General features: G+C 42.7%; 16 protein-coding genes. 14 read left to right on the forward strand and 2 right to left on the reverse strand.

Going from position 1 to position 16748, the window contains the following annotated elements:
- Genes EP57_RS03910 through EP57_RS16395 form a run of 12 tightly spaced genes read left to right on the forward strand, consistent with a single transcriptional unit; the run spans nt 1 to nt 12817 of the window.
- Nucleotides 1-1041, forward strand: a complete 1041-nt coding sequence (locus EP57_RS03910; RefSeq protein ID WP_036084409.1) for a glycosyltransferase family 4 protein — start codon at nt 1-3, stop codon at nt 1039-1041.
- 3 nt (nt 1042-1044) lie between these two features.
- The gene (locus EP57_RS03915; RefSeq protein WP_036084412.1) at nt 1045-2295 is read left to right on the forward strand and encodes a hypothetical protein; all 1251 of its coding nucleotides are present in this window, start codon (nt 1045-1047) and stop codon (nt 2293-2295) included.
- Entirely contained in the window at nt 2274-2993 is a 720-nt protein-coding gene (locus EP57_RS03920) for a YveK family protein (protein ID WP_036084413.1), read from the forward strand. Before EP57_RS03915 ends, EP57_RS03920 begins: the two co-directional genes overlap by 22 nt.
- Nucleotides 2990-3685 carry a CpsD/CapB family tyrosine-protein kinase gene (locus tag EP57_RS03925; protein ID WP_036084415.1) on the forward strand — a complete coding sequence of 232 codons (696 nt, stop codon included), beginning with the start codon at nt 2990-2992 and terminating at the stop codon, nt 3683-3685. The genes EP57_RS03920 and EP57_RS03925 overlap by 4 nt, the downstream gene beginning before the upstream one ends.
- Complete coding sequence (locus EP57_RS03930) at nt 3685-4599, forward strand: glycosyltransferase family 2 protein (RefSeq protein ID WP_052167535.1); 915 nt, start codon at nt 3685-3687, stop codon at nt 4597-4599. The genes EP57_RS03925 and EP57_RS03930 overlap by 1 nt, the downstream gene beginning before the upstream one ends.
- Before the next feature lie 18 nt (nt 4600-4617).
- A complete protein-coding gene (locus EP57_RS03935) occupies nt 4618-5940 on the forward strand; it encodes a UDP-glucose dehydrogenase family protein (RefSeq protein WP_036084417.1) in 1323 nt (440 codons plus the stop codon).
- Nucleotides 5933-6841, forward strand: coding sequence for a glycosyltransferase (locus EP57_RS03940; RefSeq protein ID WP_052167536.1), 909 nt, complete (start codon nt 5933-5935; stop codon nt 6839-6841). The genes EP57_RS03935 and EP57_RS03940 overlap by 8 nt, the downstream gene beginning before the upstream one ends.
- Nucleotides 6838-8115, forward strand: coding sequence for an oligosaccharide flippase family protein (locus EP57_RS16385; RefSeq protein ID WP_052167537.1), 1278 nt, complete (start codon nt 6838-6840; stop codon nt 8113-8115). Before EP57_RS03940 ends, EP57_RS16385 begins: the two co-directional genes overlap by 4 nt.
- Complete coding sequence (locus EP57_RS03945) at nt 8099-9256, forward strand: CDP-glycerol glycerophosphotransferase family protein (protein ID WP_077916797.1); 1158 nt, start codon at nt 8099-8101, stop codon at nt 9254-9256. The genes EP57_RS16385 and EP57_RS03945 overlap by 17 nt, the downstream gene beginning before the upstream one ends.
- A gap of 16 nt (nt 9257-9272) precedes the next feature.
- On the forward strand, nt 9273-9701 hold the full coding sequence (locus EP57_RS03950; RefSeq protein ID WP_036084418.1) for an FAD synthase family protein: 429 nt from the start codon (nt 9273-9275) through the stop codon (nt 9699-9701).
- Nucleotides 9702-9704: 3 nt separating this feature from the next.
- Nucleotides 9705-10709: an acyltransferase family protein gene (locus tag EP57_RS16390; protein ID WP_052167539.1), complete on the forward strand. Its 1005-nt coding sequence runs from the start codon at nt 9705-9707 to the stop codon at nt 10707-10709.
- Nucleotides 10706-12817 carry a leucine-rich repeat domain-containing protein gene (locus EP57_RS16395; protein ID WP_052167540.1) on the forward strand — a complete coding sequence of 704 codons (2112 nt, stop codon included), beginning with the start codon at nt 10706-10708 and terminating at the stop codon, nt 12815-12817. The genes EP57_RS16390 and EP57_RS16395 overlap by 4 nt, the downstream gene beginning before the upstream one ends.
- A gap of 57 nt (nt 12818-12874) precedes the next feature.
- Here EP57_RS16395 and EP57_RS03965 read toward each other — a convergent pair whose 3' ends face one another.
- Complete coding sequence (locus EP57_RS03965) at nt 12875-13543, reverse strand: Crp/Fnr family transcriptional regulator (RefSeq protein ID WP_036084420.1); 669 nt, start codon at nt 13541-13543, stop codon at nt 12875-12877.
- A 527-nt stretch (nt 13544-14070) separates the two neighbouring features.
- On the opposite strand from EP57_RS03965, the gene EP57_RS03975 reads away from it, so the two are divergent.
- Nucleotides 14071-14757 carry a cyclic nucleotide-binding domain-containing protein gene (locus tag EP57_RS03975; RefSeq protein ID WP_036084424.1) on the forward strand — a complete coding sequence of 229 codons (687 nt, stop codon included), beginning with the start codon at nt 14071-14073 and terminating at the stop codon, nt 14755-14757.
- A gap of 59 nt (nt 14758-14816) precedes the next feature.
- Here the strand turns inward: EP57_RS03975 and EP57_RS03980 are convergent, their stop codons facing one another.
- Nucleotides 14817-15434 carry a 50S ribosomal protein L25/general stress protein Ctc gene (locus EP57_RS03980; RefSeq protein ID WP_036084425.1) on the reverse strand — a complete coding sequence of 206 codons (618 nt, stop codon included), beginning with the start codon at nt 15432-15434 and terminating at the stop codon, nt 14817-14819.
- Nucleotides 15435-15727: 293 nt separating this feature from the next.
- Between EP57_RS03980 and EP57_RS03985 the strand changes: the two genes are divergently transcribed.
- Nucleotides 15728-16669, forward strand: coding sequence for an L-lactate dehydrogenase (locus EP57_RS03985; protein WP_036084426.1), 942 nt, complete (start codon nt 15728-15730; stop codon nt 16667-16669).
- The last annotated feature ends 79 nt before the right edge of the window (nt 16670-16748 follow it).

The raw sequence follows: 16748 nt of genomic DNA on the forward strand, positions 1-16748 counted from the left end.
TTGAGAATTCTAATGTTTGGACCTAATCACGAAACAAAAGGCGGCATTGCGACCGTCATTGCGAACTTCAAAGACCACTTCCACTCGGACACACATACGATGTTTCATCTAGAAAGCTGGAAAGAAGGCAGCCTTTTGAGACGCACGTTCCACTCCGCACGCGGTCTTTTTTTACTACCTTTTCAAATTAAAAAGAACCGTATCGACATGGTTCATATTCATATGGCGCAAGACGGTAGCTATTTCCGCAAAGCGATTGCCACACGATTAGCCAAATGGAGCGGCGCGGGCGTCCTGCTACACATTCACGGCTCCCATTTTGACCAATACCATCAAGAAAGCGCGCCGTGGCTCCAGAAAAACCTAATCCGAACCTTGCGAAAAGCAGATCGCATCATCGTACTTAATGAAGACGTCACCACCTACTTCGCAAAATTCGGCATTCCCATGGAAATCATCCAAAATGCCGTACCGATACCAGAAACATTGACTAGCCCTGCCGAACGAACGCAAATCAGTAGCTTCGGACAACTCGGTGAGCGCAAAGGCACCTACGACATTCTAGCCATCGCGCCTGCGCTTTACGCCAAACATCCCGAAGTCACGATTCACTTATATGGTGATGGCGACATCAAGCAAGCCCAAGAAATCATCCGTGCGAAACAACTAAAAAACATCCGAATTGGTGGCTGGATTACAGCTACCGAAAAAGAAAAAGCGATGCAACAAACAATGATTCATCTGCTGCCATCCTATCAAGAAGGCCTGCCGATGTCGATTCTAGAAACGATGGCTCACGGGATCCCGAATATCAGCACGTATGTCGGAGGCATTCCAGACATTATCGAGCCTGGCAAAGACGGTTTCTTGATTCATCCTGGTGATCATGAATTACTGCTCGCGGCCTTATCCACACTCATCGAGCAAGATGCAGAACGCGAAAAAATGAGCCTAGCCGCTGCTGAAAAAATCAAAACCCAGTTTTCCATGCCAGCGTATATTCACAAATGGAATCAACTGTATTCAGAATGGGATAGCTAGCCGATGCAGCAAACTCGTCGCGATCAAGTAGCTACTTTCCTATTCTTCGCTTTTATAACCGTGATGCTATTTTCACCCGTACTTGAAAATGTTCCCGTCTTGTCATCGCTTAATTTAGACAATATGGTCACATTCCTATGCCTTGGCGCGATTCTCTTATTCCAACTCAAGCAGCCAAAAGCATGGATGGCGCAGGAATATCTGATTTTGGCATTGCTACTGATCATTATTTGCCTCGGTATTTTTGGAAATACGGTGTCTGGCATTCACGGTACGAAATTCATCGTTCTTGATATGTGGAGCATCTCCAAGTGCTTCGTCGCTTATTTCTTCGGTCGACTCGCGTTTAAACCAGGCTTTTTCTCCTCACAAATCGATCGGTTAGTCCTGTATGGGAAATGGGTCATCGGTATTCTCTTCCTCTTGTTACTTGTGAACCTCGTCTACCCGATCTGGCCTTCTACAGAAATACGAATGGGAATCAAAACACAATACTTGATATTCCCCCACGCCACCTATTTAAGTGCCACTACATTTTTCTGCATGTTATTCCTCGGTTTAAAAAATGTACGTCACAATATCCCATTCCTCGCTATGGGAAGTATTTTAATCTTTTTTGCGGCGCGAAATAAGGGCTTGATTTTCATCGCGATTTATTTCTTCATGCTGCTATTTCAACACTACGCCAAAACAAAAAGTTTTAAAATCAGTTATCTTATTTTGCCGGTCGTCACACTCGTAGCTAGTTTCTGGGAAGTTATCGATACGCGATTACTGTCCTCCACGACATCTGCGCGAAGCTTGTTGTATCAGGCCGCTTTTAAAATTGCCGATATGTACGCCCCATTTGGCGCTGGTTTTGCCTCATTTGGTTCCGGAAGTTCGGTAAAAAATTATTCTTCACTCTATGATATGTTGCGGTTTTACGACTACTACGGTTTTACGCGAGACAATCCGCAATATTTGAATGATAGTTACATCGCGATGTTTATTGCGCAGTTCGGATATATTGGCATTGCTTGTTTTGCGATGATCTTGGTGATTTTTTTACTCATGATTAACCGACGTTCCGGCAGAATTCAGGCGTTTACACTCGTTTTGTTCTTGTACGCGGTAACTTCATTGTTCACAGAACTGTATTTAACTACTAATCTTGGCGTTATTACCTTCTTTTTCATCGGTATTGCTTTTGGTGATGAAGGCAGGCGCCCCGATTTAAGAAAGGAAGTCCTATGGAAGAAACCATTTCATTAAAAGAAATTGCTGAAACACTCAAGAAAAATATCTGGATTATAGTAGCCTCGTTGCTTGTGTGTGCGAGCGTTGCATTTGGCTATCTACAATTGTTCGTGACACCGCAGTACGAGGCTGTCTCGCAAGTGTTGATTACTCAAAATGCTCAAGATCAGAACTCCGCGGTGCAAAACTCGGAGATTCAAGCCAATATTCAGATGGTCAATACGTATAGTGTCGTGATTAAAAGCCCGCGTATTTTACAAAGTGCGGCGAAAGAGATTAATCCGAATCTAGGTGTAGAGACGCTCGCCAGTAAAGTATCGGTGGATAGCGTTCAGAATTCCCAAGTGATTAATATTCATGTGGTGGACGCTCAGCCAGAGGGCGCCATCGAAGCCGCTAAAATTGTGACGAAAAGCTTCTTGAAAGAAACGCCCGGCATGATGAAAGTATCCAATGTCGAACTACTCGCAAACCCTACGACAGCAACAAAAATCAGTCCAAACACGAAAATTGGTTTGTTGGCAGGATTGCTTGGCGGACTTGTTTTAGGAATTGGCATTGCTTTTGCAAGACGCATTTTTGATGAGCGATTTAAGAAAGAAGAAGAAATTGTTGCGCGCCTGCAAATTCCTGTGATTGGCACAGTCGGTAACATTACGGCAACAGAGAATGTGATGAGTTCAAACTCGATACGGAGGCGGAAGAAAAAATGATACGACGTAAACCGAAAGATTCCCAACGTGACGATCAGAAATTAATCGTACAAAACAAGCCATTGTCTCCTTTGGCCGAACAGTTTCGGATGATTGTTGAAAATATTGAATTGATGAGCATTGATAAGAAAATTAAATCCTTGCTAATCACGTCCGCCGATCCGAGTTCTGGAAAATCGATTATCTCGAGTAATCTAGCTGTGGCTTTCGCGCAAAAGGGAAAGAAAACACTACTCATTGACGCCGATTTACGAAAACCAACAATCCATAAGTATTTTCGAAATGAAGTTTCGCTCGGTTTAATGGGTTTAGTGAAAAAGGAGTCTACGATTGAGGGCGCGATTTTTGAGAGTGATAGCCCGAATTTATATATTCTGCAGGCTGGGATTATACCGGCGAATCCGACATCAATTTTAGCGTCGGAGCGGTTGAAAGAAGTTTTTGCGGAGTTGGAAGAGTTATTTGACCAGATTATTGTCGATACGCCGCCGATTTTGGCTGTTGCGGATGCACAAATATTATCGGGGATGACAGATGCTTCGGTGTTAGTTATTCGTAATGATTACACCGTGACAGAACGCGCTCGTAAGGCTAGCACGCGACTGGAGCAGAGTTCTAAGTTATTTCTAGGGGCTGTCTTTAATAATCAGAAACAAAAGCAAGATCATTATTATTATCAGGAGAAAGAATGATGGAGCACCTAGTAAGCGTCGTAATTCCGACGCGAAATCGGGCCCGAATGTTGGAACGCGCGATTAAGAGTGTATTGCGTCAGACGTATACGCATCTTGAAATTTGCGTCGTAATCGATGGTCCCGATGAGGTAACTAAACATTTGTTAAGCCAGTATGCTGACCAGCACATACCGATCAAAATACTACAAACAGAAGGTGTTGGCGGCAGTACAGCGCGAAATTTAGGGGTACAGATGGCGTCGGGGAACTGGATTGCCTTTTTGGATGACGATGATGAATTTTTGCCTACGAAAATTGAGAAACAGTTGGCGTTGCTAGAGTTTGATGATGCGGCGCGGCATGTGGCATTTACATCGGTTTCCACGTACCAGCCAAAGAAGCCGCAACAAGGTTTTGTATTACCGCTGATTTCTTGGAGAGAAGCGCAAACGACTGTAGGCGAATATTTATTTAGCCGGAAAGGACGTCGGACAATGGGCTTTATTCAAACGTCGACATTATTAATTCCGCGCCAATTATTATTAGAAATCCCTTTTACGGATGGCTTGAAAAAACATCAAGATTGGGACTTGCTGTTGCGGATGGCTTCGGCAGGCGTCGTAATAAAACAAGTAGAAAGCGCTGAAACCATTTATCATCAACATATTGCGCCTGCTGGACGGGTTGGGCAATCCAATGTTTGGCATTTCTCAGAAAAATGGATTCAAACGATGCCCGTGAACCAAGCCGCGCGCGATGCTTTCCTGTTATCCATTGTGAATCGGGGAATCGCCACTGATCAAACGCAAAGCAAATGGCAGCGGCAAAAAGCTATTTTACAACGGTTTTCGCAAACGAAATGGCATCCGAAATATATCGGAAGTTATGTTTATATGTTGTTCATTCAGTTGATACGAGTATATTCCAAATAGAAATGAGGAAATGAAAGAATGAAAATTGCAGTAGCAGGAACGGGCTATGTTGGACTCGTCACAGGTACATGTTTAGCCAAAATTGGGCACACGGTATTCTGCGTTGATAAAGAAGCAAGCAAAATCGCACAATTACGACGAGGCGAGTCCCCTATTTATGAACCTGGTTTAGAAGCCGAAATTGTCGAAGCGAAAGATGCAGGCCGACTGCATTTCACTACGGATTATGCCGTTGCGTATCGCCAGGCAGAAGTCATTATGATTGGCGTAGCAACACCGGAAAACACCGATGGTTCCGCGAATTTACAAGCACTATATCAAGTTTGCGAACAAATCGCGACTTCGATTACATCACCAACCCTCGTTGTCGTGAAATCCACCGTACCAATTGGGACAAATGATCGATTAGCGGCTTATTTTGACCAGTTACTTGGCGACTCTCGTAAAAGCTGGGTGGAAGTTGCTTCGAATCCGGAATTCTTATCGCAAGGAACGGCCTTACGCGACACGCTTCAAGCAGAGCGAATTGTAATTGGGACGGAAAGTCAGGAAGCAGCGGATATATTGACAGAAATCTACACGCCTTTTGACCAACCCATTTTAAAAATGAACCGTCGTAGTGCGGAGATGGTGAAATATGCTTCGAATGACTTTTTAGCGTTGAAGATATCGTTTGTGAATGATATCGCGAATTTGTGTGAGGCTGTGGGCGCGGATATTGATGAAGTAACGAGTGGTATGGGCGCGGATTCACGAATTGGTTCTCGCTTTTTAGCTCCCGGGATTGGGTATGGCGGTTCGTGTTTTCCGAAAGACACGAAGGCTTTGCATTGGCTTGCCGAAGAAGCTGGTTATACGTTAAAAACCATTCGGGCCGCGATTGATGTGAATGAAAAACAACGCTTCAAACTGATGCAAGCTGCGCGCAAGGACATCCCACTTTTTGCTGGGAAAAAAATTGCCGTCTTAGGCGCGACATTCAAACCAGGAACGGATGATTTGCGGGAAGCTCCTTCCATTCCTAATTTGCAGATGTTGTTAAATGAAGGCGCGGACGTTCATGTGTATGATCCGGTTGGCCTGCCTAACTTGGAGAATGTGTTTGGTTCTCGCCTGCATTACGGCGAATCGGTAGCTAGCGTGTTGCAAGGCGCCGATGCTTGTTTCATTTTTACCGAATGGGCTGTGTTTAAGGAGATGGATTTGGCGCTATTCCATACGATGCGCGAACCGCGGGTCTACGATGGACGCAATTGTTTTTCTGTGAAAGCCGCAGAACAAGCTGGGTTACAGTACTATTCGATTGGTCGCGCGCGCGTAGGAGGGGCTGTTTTTGCCTAGTGTTTCGATTATTTTACCGGTTTATAATGTGGCGCCCTATTTGAAAGCGTGCTTGGATAGCTTGTGTGTTCAAACGTTTCAGGATTTTGAAATGATTGCTGTGAACGATGGTAGTACGGATGAGAGTTTAGCGATTTTAGAGGCATATCAGGGAATTTTACCCCAGTTACGGATTATTTCACAGCCGAATCAAGGGTTATCTGCTGCTCGAAACCGAGGATTACAGGAGGTCGTGGGGAAATATGTGTACTTTCTGGATTCGGATGATTATTTGCAGCACGATATGTTGGAAGCTTGCTTTTCATTGGCGGAACGTAATCACGTCGATGTGATTAAATTCGATGCGGAGCCGTTTGCCGAAGCTGGTATGACAATCACGAATAGCTACGATTCCAGACCATGGCTTGCAGAAACACGCATCTACAATCAACAAGCATGGCTTCAAGCGCAGCGAAACCATTACAATTCGCCCGTTTGGTTACTATTCATTCGCGCCGAACTATTTGCCAAACACGACCTTCGTTTTTTGGCTGGCGTTTTGCATGAAGACGAACTGTTCACTCCGCAGTTATTCACAAAAGCGGAAACCTTCCAATACATTGCGCAACCTTTTTTCAAAAGAAGATATCGCGCTGGCTCGATTATGCAAAACAATATTTATCAGAGTCAAGCGTCGTACGATTCGAAGTTGCGAGTAGTTCGAGAACTTGATGTTGCGAGTAAGCAAGCCAAGTCTGATGCAGCCATCGATTTTCTCATCTGGCGACGGAATACATTATACATGGATAGCCGCGGCTACGCCAAAAACCTGCGTCAGGCGTCTCCGCTACCTTTTATGCTAAGTAAACGACTAGAAATGCGCGCAGCAATCCGCAGAATTAGGAAAGGCTGGAAACGATGAAAGACACGAAAAAACAACGATTATTGCAGAATACTATCTTTTTATATCTCTTGACTTTCTCGGGCTACTTTTTCAGCCTGATTACGGTGCCATATCAAACGCGGATTTTAGGGCCTGAATTCTACGGAAAAGTAGGTTTTGCGGTCGCTATGATGACTTATTTCCGCTTAATTATTGATTTTGGCTTTATTTTGTCGGCCACCGCAGACATTTCCAAGCATCGCGAGAACAAACAAGCAGTTGCGAAAATATACACGGCTGTTATGTACGCGAAAGGGCTTTTGACGGGGCTTAGTCTCGTTGTTCTAGTAGGGATTTGTTACGCCATTCCGATGCTTCGGCAAGATTTCTTATTATACATCCTGACCTTTGCATCTGTTGCAGTGAGCGCGTTCTTACCTGATTTTCTGTATCGCGGTTTAGAAACGATGAAACGCATCACGATTCGTACTGTCGCTATCCAAGCCTTTTTTGTGAGCATGATTTTCCTCTTTTTAAAAACCCCTCAACAGTATTACTTCGTGCCATTGTTTACGTTAATCGGTAACGCCGTTGCGCTGATTTTGGCACAACGACACGTATCTCGCTCGTTAAAAATAAAGTTCGTACCACTAGAAAAAGGCTATTTGAAACACACGATTCGCGAGTCGAGCCCCTTCTTCTTCTCACGCATCGCAGCCACGGTATACCAAGTGACAAACACGTTCTTCTTAGGTCTCATGTACACGCCTGGCAATGTAAACGTTGGTATGTATGTCGCTTCAGATCGGCTCGTAGGCACTGCCAAAACTGCTTTTTCTCCCATTGCGGATAGTTTATATCCCTATATGGTGAAAAATCGCGACTTTCGCTTGCTAAAAAAAATTCTCTGGCTGATCATGCCACCACTTATCATTGGGTGTATCGTTTTGGGTATTTATGCAAATCCATTCATGGCTTGGTTTCTCGGTCCCGCGTTCTACGATGCTGGCTCGATTTTGCGCATCTTACTACCAATCATCGCCATGACACCACTCGTGTACTTGTTAGGTTTCCCAACACTATCTCCAATGGGACTGGCCAGACACGCGAACCGTTCGACAATGATTTCCGCGGTCGTTCAAATTATCGGCTTATCCTTGCTATTTTTCACAGGCATTTTCACCGTGCATACGCTCTGTTACGTAACCCTCGTCTCCCAATTTACCGTATTGCTTTACCGAGGTCTCATCGTGTGGAAAAACCGCCATATCTTCGCTACAAAGGAGCTAAAAATCGATGTTTCTGAAACTTAAAAAAGCTTTTCGTCTCTTTCAACAACGTTTCCGATTCGGCAATTTTGCCTACTATTACTGGCTTCTCCCGATTCAGTCGAAAAAAATTGTTGTCACCGCCCATTACGGCCGCGGATATGGTGACAGTCCGAAATACATCGTGGAGGCTTTGCTACATCAGGGTTTCGATATCGTGTGGCTTATCCAAAAAGGACAAGAATCCTCACTACCAACAAGTGTCCGCCCAGTGCTATACGGCTCCAGACAAGCATTACGCGAACTAGCCACAGCCCAAGTGTGGATTGACAACTGCCGCCAAAAATATAGCCCACCCAAACGAAAAAAACAGCGCTACATTCAGACATGGCACAGCCCACTCCGCCTCAAAAAAATCGAAAAAGACGCGGAAAACCAGCTACCTGCGGCCTACTTGGATCGCGCCAAACGAGATGCCAAGAAATGTGATTACATGCTAGCTGGCTCCACCTTTAGCCAACAGATGTACAAAAAAGCTTTTTGGTTCCAAGGCGAGGTTCTATTAACTGGAACCCCACGATGCGATGTATTTTTCCAAGCGAACACAGCCATCAAGCAACGCGTCACAACACATTTCGGCATTCCAAGCACCACCAATATTGCTTTATACGCGCCAACTTTCCGAAAAAACGAAACAGCATCGGCATACTTACACGCATTTACAGCACTAAAACAGGCGTTACAAACCAAGTTTAGCAGCGATTGGAAAATCCTCATTCGCCTTCATCCCAATGTCGCACACCTTGCTTCTGAATTTCTAACAGACGCCGATGTTCTGCAGGCCACGGATTATCCCGATATGCAAGAACTCCTTGTCGCAACAGACCTACTGCTTACCGATTATTCCTCCAGCATGTTCGACATGGCGATCGCCGGCAAAAAAGTGATGCTCTACACACCCGACATCCAGGAATATCTGGCGACCGAACGCGATTTGTATTTTGACATCCAGGCACTACCGTTCCCACTTGCCCACACACCAACAGAACTAATACAGCAAGTCTACCAATTCAATGAAAGCCACTACAGCCAACAACTTGCGGCATTTAATGCAAGTATCCAACAATGCGAAACAGGTCACGCTGCAAGTACCATCGCAACTAAAATCAAGGCAATTTGCCACTAAAGGAGACCCATCAATCATGCGCAAACACTACAAAATCGGTTATACAACAGGTGTCTACGATATGTTTCACATCGGGCATTTAAATCTATTAAAACGAGCCAAAGCCCAATGCGACTACCTCATTGTCGGAGTAACCATAGACGAACTCGTTTCCTATAAGAAAAAACAAGCTATCATCCCCTTTGAAGAACGCATCGAGATCGTGAAACATATTAGCTATGTCGATGAAGTCGTCCCGCAAGTCAACATGAATAAAATGGAAGCATGGCAACGACTAGGATTTGACGCTATTTTCGTGGGTGACGATTGGAAAGGAAGCGACACTTGGAACCAATTCGAAGCGGATTTCAGCAAAGTTGGCGTTTCCATCGAGTATTTGCCGTACACGAAAGGCACCTCTTCCACCCAGTTGCGCCAAACACTTCAAACCATTAACGGGAGGTAACACATGACGACAAAACGGATGGATTGGATTGATACAGCAAAGGGAATCGGTATTTTTCTCGTCGTTTGGGGACATTTCTATGCAAGTGATACTTTAAAAATTATCATTTATGGCTTTCACATGCCGCTCTTCTTCTTTCTTTCGGGCTACCTGTACAAGACGCATGCCATCTCACTTCCTGCCTTTTTAAAGAAAAAATGCAAACAACTACTCGTCCCGTTTTTCCTTTTTCAAATCATCACATTTGTCGTCGTTGGTGCCTTAACTTTCGTAGCATCCAAGCAATTAACCGCATCGCCAATTACCATGCTACAACAGTTCTTCTTTCTAAACGGAGACGTAGGATTCAATAGTCCGCTTTGGTTTTTAGTCGTTTTATTCAGCGTGGAAGTCATATTCTTTGTTATGATGCGCTATTTTTCCAAATGGCAGTGGCTAGTTGCTCTCTTGTTTCTGATACTCGCCGTCTTTCTCAGTACCAAAAGCGGCATTCGCCTCACGTGGGGCTTGCAAATCATGCCGCTAAGTTGGTTATTTTACTATGCTGGTTTCCAATGTCGTTCGTGGTATTTTTTAACATGGAAATTACTCCAGAAAAAGTATATTATCTTACTAATGGCGCTTTCTTATGTATTAGCCGTTTTTTACCTAAACCAAGGGCAAATTGTTGGTTTCAGAAGCAATAATCTGGGGAATTTCTTTGTTTTCGCTGTCGCCGCGATTCTTGGCATTCTTGTTTTCTGCCTGATTTGTAAGCGTATTGGCAAGTCCAAGTTATGGGGATTATTTGGACGGCATTCCTTAGTTATCATGGGGACACATTATTTTTTCCTAATGCTCTATGCCAACGGATGGAAAATACTCACGCACCAGTCATTAAACGCGGCCTACCCAACATGGATTACTTTGCTACTCACCTGTTTTGCGTTCCTTATCTACTATCTTTGCTTCCACATACAAAACCTTATTCACAAAAACAATAGACAAAAAAAGGAGTTTTTTCAGTGAACAGATTTATTCAAAAATGCATTATTTTATTCGTAATTCCGGTATTTTTATTAAGTAATTTCCATCTCGTAACAGCAGCGGCAGAGCAAGAATACAAAATTTCCGACCTATTTCCCGACCCAATTCTTGCCGAAACCATCGCTACTACACTCAAAAAAAGCCCTAGCGATACCGTAACAAAAACACAATTAACCAAATTCGGCTCGCTCGTCATCAAAAATCAAAAAGTCCGTGATTTGACTGGTTTGGAGTACTTAACCAACATCACTGGACTACAACTCACCAATACAGATGTCGCTGATTTAACACCGATTGCCAATCTAACAGCATTGAAAACGATCACGCTTACTTACAACCAAATCTCAGACATTACAGCCCTTCAAAAACTAAGCAACACCAAGAGTCTGCAACTACAGGGGAATCAAATAAAGGACATCACAGCATTAAGCCAGCTAACCAATCTGACAAGCTTGAACGTCTACACGAATCAAATCAGCTCCATCAGCCCACTAGCAAAACTACCAAAAATAACGACTTTAGATTTAGGCATGAATCGTATTCAAGACATCACACCATTAGCTAACTTAACAACTTTACAATCAGTGCAACTCAATTCCAACGCAATCACAGATGTCTCACCATTGCAGCATTTGCCAGCACTATCCGTTCTGGGTTTATTTGCCAACAATATTAGCGACATCTCGCCAATTAGCCAATTAACAACATTGACCAGTCTAGATTTCACGCGAAACAATATCACCGACATGAGTAGCTTAGCGAAACTCACCAACTTAACCTACTTAAAAGCGAACGAAAACAAGATGCAAGACGCGAGTGTCGTTCGTTATTTTCCGGCCTTGACCTATCTTAATCTTGCGGATAACGCGTTGACGGATGTTTCACCATTACAAAACCTCGTGCTTTTGCAACAACTAAATCTATCTGGCAACCATCTGACGAACCTCACACCTTTGAAGAATATGACGAACTTGGATAGTTTTTTCGCCATCAATCAACATGTAAGTGCACCAGCGACAAGCGTTGGCGATACGACATCGATGCTTCTAAAAGATAAAGACGGGCAACCGCTGACAATAAACACCGCTACGGCATACCATTTGGATAACGACTATCTTACATGGGACGAAGCTGGGAATAACCAACTCACATGGCGGAACAACGACGGTACATTTAGCGGTAATTTGACACAAACCGTGCGGAAAACCACGCAAGTTTTTGTAGATGATTTTATGTTGGGAGATAAGTACATAACAGGGATTTACAGCAACCCTGATGTCACGCAAATGAGCGTCCAAGTCAACCAGAAAGTTTATTACGGCGGCGATGTCATCAATCATAAACTCAAGTTCTACATCGAAGGCAAAATAACGAAGGCTACCGATACCGTTACGATAAAAACCTATAACAAAAAAGGCGAGCTCCTCGAAACAACGACACTAAATGTCGAGGAAACTCCGCCTAGCATCGCCAAATGGAAAGCGTCCAATGTACTCTTCTTAGGTGACAGTATCACGGCTGGACTTCGAGCAAACATCGCCTATCCAAGCATTGTTTCGAAACAATTACGCTTCCCAACACTGCAAAGCGAAGGCATCAGCGGCGCTACAGTGGCACAAAACAGCGCATCCACCGTACAATCTTTAGTACAACGACTAGAAGCTATCGACACGTCCAAAATCACGGATGTTGTCATCTTCGGAGGAACCAATGATTTCTATTACGATACACCGCTTGGCTCGCTTAATAGCACTGATAAAAACACGTTTTACGGCGCGCTAAATACAATTGCAGCAAAGCTAACCGCACAAAATAAGAAAATCTATTTCATCACTCCGATGTGGCGCTCACGACAACTAGCTGGAGACGCGAAGGATTCCGATAACTACACAAATACGAACGGTGTTTACTTAAACGACTACGGCACCGCAATAAAAAACATCGCGCAAAAATACAACGCACCATGTTTAGACCTGTACAGCCAGAAATCAATGTACGACTATACCTTGCAAGATGGCGTACATCCTAATGACGAAGGCCAGTATTTCATCGGCAACACAGTAGCCAATTGGATGAATAACGCTTATTAAACAATAAAAGCAACGCATCTTTATTTCGCGGAATAAAAATGCGTTGCTTTCTTATGCCTATTTCATAGGAACCTTCGAGCCGTTGATATAAAATAGATTGTTCGCTGTTTTTGTTTTTAAGAAATGCTCTTTCTTGAGTTCTTTAATGAGAATCGTGATTGTGTTTACGCTCAAGTTCGCGTATTCAGCAATCAGTTTCTTCGAGAAGCTTTTAGGTAGAATAACCATATCATCTTCTCTAACACCGAAGTCTTGTGCTAAATCAATGAGCACTGCCTCCATTCTTTCTAAGCCTTTCAAAGTTAAGAAGGAATGATTTTTTAGTAGTAAATTGCGTTCTTCTTTCTCTATCAAATATAGGAATAGCCAGCCTTCTTGGAGACTAAATAGGTATTCCATTACTTCTAGTTTTTCAAAAACGTAAAGTTCGCAAGGCTCTATTGTTTGTATTGTACACAATGGCTTGTCATTCATGACTAATGTGTCTAAGCCTAAGAACCTTCCTTTTCCCATAAAGCCAAGCGATGAGGATACAATGCCTCTTCTGATGAAGTAAATGTTCTCGTTGTGGACGCCGGCTTCAATGAGGGTTTGTTTCTTGTCTATTTCTAATTCTTTTGGGTGTATGTGATCGCTTAGAAGAAGATTTTCTAGAAAAACCGTACTATTGAAATTTTTCTCAATTATGTTTTTATCGTATAATTCTACTAACATGTCTCTATACATTTGTGTCACGCCTCCATCACGATTTTTGTCCCTAAAGCACAGGTGGCTCGGTTATAAATGAATGTACAATGGATTACATTTTTATTTAACGTACATAGTATATCACCTTTTATGATTGAATAGTGATGCGAAACTGGGTGCGATTATGATTTTTTGAAGGTTTTGTTTGTACTTTTTGTTACATTCGTAATCTCATCTTCATGTGCTTTTGCTCGATAAGATAATTATATACTTGTGTTGCGATTCTCACTTATATTTTTGAGGTTTTTTCAAAAATCGAGGGTTATTGTACTGTACTAATAAACGATAATTCGTCTAGTAGATAAACTTTTTGCCCTACTAATCTATTTTTAAAAAGGTTATTTGTGAACAGTTTGTGACATATTGCATTTTTGCATATTTTAATAGGATGGTACAATTTTGAACCACCTAGAAATCCAAGTGTATTCTTAAAGACTATTTTATTGCGAATTAGTCTGTTACTCTTATAATGTATACTGATATCAAACATAGAAGGGGGAATTATTTTGTATCCTAAAAATATCATGGAAGTATTTGCGTCACCTAAAAATTTGGTGAAACTACTGAAAAGAGATTTGCAGTTCAATCAATTTTGTGTGGAAGAACATTTGAAGAAGGGTGATACGCTCATGCTTGATAGTAAGAACAAGTTTTTTTATATGCTCGAATCGGGGTATTTGAAGGAGACATATACCGATATATTGAACATCCAGTTTCACCTCATTGTGAAGCCGCCTCACTTCCCTATTTTTGCTACGACCGAAGAGGAAATGCCTGAATCGATTAGTCTCACAGCGCTTACAGATGTTAGGTGGTGGAAAATTGATTTTCAGTTTTTCAAAAAGGTGCTTTATTCGGAGGACCCGCGGAGTTATGTGGTGCTTCATAATCTTTTGTTTGTAAAATCGCGGCTTTATGAGCTGGTCGTTAAGGATCGGATGGAGGCTGCGGATCGGATTTACTATACGTTGCTGCAATTGCTGGACATTAGTTTGGTGACAGGGAAAAATCGGGCGGAGTTTCCTCGTTTTTTAGATTATACATTGCTTGCGGAACTGGCTTCTACTTCTCGTTCCTATACGGTGACGTTGCTTGGGGAATTGCGTGGTAAAGGGATTTTAGTGACACATAAAAAACCGTGGAAACTTGAGGATATTGCGGCGCTCCGGGCTTTACTTTTTAAAGAAAAATAGGCACAAAAAAAGCCGGGCAGTGAAGGAATTAGCTCCTCCAATGCCCAGCTTCTCGTTATTTATTCCGCGTCGTCAGCGCCATGAATAGCTTCTGGTTCTGCGGCTTCTGTTGTTTCTGGTTCATCGGCTACACGCGGTGCTGCTACGGTTGCGATGACTTCTTCCACGTCGGTAATCACTTCGTAATCACCGTTTTTCGGGATATCTGATACGGCGATTGTGTCACCAACATCAAGATCTGTAATATCTAAATCAATGGTTTCTGGTAATTTGTCTGGCGTTGCTGTTACTGTGATTTCATACAGTACTTGTTGCAAGACGCCGCCAAGTTTCACGCCTTTGGATTCACCAACTAAGTTCACGCTAACGTTGGCTTCTACTTCTTCGGACATGTTTACCGCAAGCAAATCAATATGCTCGATGTCGCCTTTTAACGGGTCAACTTGGTAATCATGCAGTAGTACATTTAATTTTGCTCCGTCGATCGATACAGAAAATACCGAATTTCGGCCATTATCACGAACTGCTTTAATAAATGTTAAAGAGTCTACAGATACAGAGACATTGTCTGCCTTGTAACCATAAATAACACCTGGAATTCTACCTGCATTACGGATAGACGTTATGTTCGAATGCGGTTTTGTTTCTCTTTTTTGGACCTCTAATGTTGTTGCCATAAAAAAATCACTCCACTCATTCAATTTATGTTCTACGACTCTATCATATACCCTTTGGCGAAAAAAATGAAACAAAAAGGGTTTACAATTCATGTATAAAGGTAAAGATAGGAGAAGTCTTCTTCCATGAAAAATCATCAGATGACGCTTTCAGACACCCAAAATCTGTATCATAGCGTTTTCATAAATTTAATATAACACTTTTTTAATTTTAAGTCGTTCAAGGTTTCACAAATGAAAGTATCGTGTTATACTGTACTAGTAGATTGTATTTTTTGAAGGAGGAATTAGAAATGAAAGATCATCAAAAAATCATTTTAGTCGGGGACGGAGCGGTTGGTTCTAGTTACGCCTTTGCTTGTGTGAATTTAAACATTGGGCAAGAATTCGGGATTATTGATATAGATAAGGATAGAACGATTGGGGATGCGATTGATTTAAGTCATGCGGTACCATTCTCAGCGCCTAAAAAGATTTATTCCGCGAACTATAGCGATTGTCATGACGCGGACCTTGTTGTTGTAACAGCGGGTACTGCGCAAAAGCCTGGTGAAACGAGATTGGATCTTGTCAGCCGTAATATACGTATTATGAAAGCTATCGTAGATGAAGTTATGGCAAGTGGTTTTGACGGTATTTTCTTGATTGCGTCGAATCCGGTTGATATTTTGACATATGCGACTTGGAAATTCTCTGGTTTGCCTAAGGAACGTGTTATTGGTTCTGGTACAAGCCTTGATACTGCGCGTTTCCGTATGTCGATTGCGGATTATTTGAAAGTGGATGCGCGTAATGTCCATGGTTACATTCTTGGTGAACATGGCGATACGGAATTCCCTGCTTGGAGCCATACAACTGTTGGTGGTTTGCCAATTACAGAATGGATTGAAGAAAACGAGCAAGGCGCGATGGACACGATTTTCGTAAGTGTTCGTGATGCCGCTTATGAAATTATTAATAAAAAAGGCGCTACGTTCTACGGGATTGCTGCGGCACTGGCACGTATTACGAGAGCGATTCTTAATAATGAAAATGCGATTTTACCGCTATCGGTATACATGGACGGCCACTACGGTCTAAATGACGTATACATCGGTGCACCAGCCGTTGTAAACCGTAAAGGTGTTCGCCACGTCGTTGAAATGAAACTAAACGACCTTGAAAAACAACAAATGGCTGCGTCTGCTTCAACTTTGAAAAAAGTATTAGACGATGCGATGAAGGAAGTTCAATAATTCGATTTTGATGAGGCGCCGAGCTTGGATTCGGCGCTTTCTTTGTGTTTTGCCGCCGATTATGATATTTTATGGATAA

Source organism: Listeria booriae (assembly GCF_000766865.1).
In the GTDB taxonomy this organism is placed as follows: Bacteria; Bacillota; Bacilli; order Lactobacillales; family Listeriaceae; genus Listeria_A; species Listeria_A booriae.